Origin of the sequence: Pedococcus sp. (assembly GCF_036554925.1) — a bacterium.
Taxonomy (GTDB): Bacteria; Actinomycetota; Actinomycetes; order Actinomycetales; family Dermatophilaceae; genus Pedococcus_A.
Genome location: NZ_DATBMI010000210.1, coordinates 1 through 1,736, shown reverse-complemented (window position 1 = coordinate 1,736; position 1,736 = coordinate 1). Strand labels below are relative to the sequence as shown.

The following is a 1,736-nucleotide window of genomic DNA, read 5'->3' as shown; positions in this document are numbered from 1 at the left end:
GCTGAGCGCAGCTCGGTGGTGATGGTGCCGAACCCGTTGTCGGTCAGCACCTTCTGGAACGCCTCGCGGGTGGCGGTCGCGGCCCGCTCCTGCTCGGCGGTCGTCCAGTAGATCGCCGAGCGGTAGGCCGTGCCGATGTCGTTCCCCTGGCGGTTCCCCTGCGTCGGGTCGTGGTTCTCCCAGAACTCCTTCAGCAGCAGCTCGGGCGTCGTCCGGGTCGGGTCGTATGCGACGAGCACCGTCTCGGCGTGACCCGTCAGGCCGGTGCAGGTCTCCTCGTACGTCGGGTTCGGCGTCAGCCCGCCCATGTAGCCGGCTGCCGTGGTCACGACGCCCGGCAGCCGCCAGAAGATCCGCTCGGCGCCCCAGAAGCACCCCATCGCCACGTACAGCACCTCGGTGCCCTCCGGCCAGGGCCCCTCGATCGGGGTGCCCAGGACCTCGTGCCGGGCGGGCACGGCATACGGCCTGGTGGGACGGCCCTTCAGGGCCGTCTCGGCGGTGGGGAGGGTGGTCTTGGCCCGCGATCCGAACAGCACGTCCCCAGTGAAACACGGGCGGCTAGCGTGCGCCCATGCCCCGCCCCGCCAGCGCCGCCACCAGGCACCTCACCCGTCGCGTGGTCCAGCTGTATGCCGGGCTGGTGGTGTTCGCGTTCGGCGAGGCGCTGATCGTGCGGGCGGCACTGGGCGTCATCCCGTGGGACGTGCTGCACCAGGGGCTGGTCCGCCAGTTCGGGCTGACCATCGGGCAGTGGTCGATCATCGTCGGCGCGCTGGTCCTGCTGGCGTGGATCCCGCTGCGCGAGCGCCCGGGGCTCGGCACGGTCAGCAACGTGCTGGTCATCGGCGCCGCGCTCGACCTGTTCGTCGCGCTGCTCGCGGCCCCTGACGCGATGTGGCTGCGAGTGCTCTACCTGGTGCTCGGCATCGTCATCAACGGTGTGGCGACCGCCGCCTACATCGGCGCGCGGCTCGGGCCGGGACCGCGGGACGGCCTGATGACGGGTCTGGTGCGGCGGACCGGAGGTTCGGTGCGCGTGGTCCGGACGGCCATCGAGGTGGCCGTCGTCGGCATCGGCTGGCTCCTCGGCGGAAACCTCGGCCTGGGCACGGTGCTGTTCGCCCTCGCGATCGGGCCGGTGGTGCACGTCGCCCTCCCGCTGCTCACGGTTCCGGAGCTGCCGGTCCCACCGGAGGACGAGCTCCCCGACTCACCGCTGTAGTGGGGCAGGATGCGGCCCATGGTCTCCCTCGTGCCCGTCAGCGGCCTCGACGACGCCCAGCGCGACCTCTTCGAGCGATGGGCGGAGGTGTATGCCGCGGCGGGCCGGGCGCTGTTCGGCGAGGACCACACGGCGTGGGGGGCCGTCGAGCTGCGCGAGGTCGAGCGCAGCCCTCACCGACGGACGCTCGCCGCTGCTGCCGTGACGCCGGACGGCGACGTGGTCGGGGCCGCGCTGGTCGTCCTGCGCCTGCGCGAGAACCCCGGCGTCGCCTTCCTCTCGCTCGCGGTGCACCCCGACCACCGTCGGCGCGGGATCGGCACCGAGCTGCTCCGGTGGGCCGAGGCCCGCGGCGCCGAGCACGGGCGCAGCGTCTTCATCACCGAGACCGAGTGGCCCGCCGGGCAGGCGGACGTCGCGGGCGAGGCCTTCGCCCGCGGGCACGGCTACGCCCCGGCGCAGCTCGTGCTGCGCAGCACCCTCGCGCTCCCGGCGGACGTGGAGGCCCTCT

Annotated in this window: 3 protein-coding genes; 2 read left to right on the top strand and 1 reads right to left on the bottom strand. The window is 73.4% G+C overall.

Annotated features, from left to right (window positions below; all coding sequences use genetic code 11):
- Window positions 1–536: peptide-methionine (S)-S-oxide reductase MsrA (msrA, locus tag VIB11_RS16005; RefSeq protein ID WP_414695867.1), on the bottom strand; the 536-nt coding region annotated here is incomplete at its 3' end.
- Window positions 537–574: 38 nt separating this feature from the next.
- Between msrA and VIB11_RS16000 the strand changes: the two genes are divergently transcribed.
- Window positions 575–1,225, top strand: a complete 651-nt coding sequence (locus tag VIB11_RS16000; protein WP_332032523.1) for a hypothetical protein — start codon at window positions 575–577, stop codon at window positions 1,223–1,225.
- An 18-nt stretch (window positions 1,226–1,243) separates the two neighbouring features.
- Window positions 1,244–1,736: GNAT family N-acetyltransferase (locus VIB11_RS15995; RefSeq protein ID WP_332032522.1), on the top strand; the 493-nt coding region annotated here is incomplete at its 3' end.

Bases quoted from the DNA above. Each gene is read 5' to 3' on its own strand.
- VIB11_RS16000 (WP_332032523.1), top strand. From the start codon at position 575: ATGCCCCGCCCCGCCAGCGCCGCCACCAGGCACCTCACCCGTCGCGTG.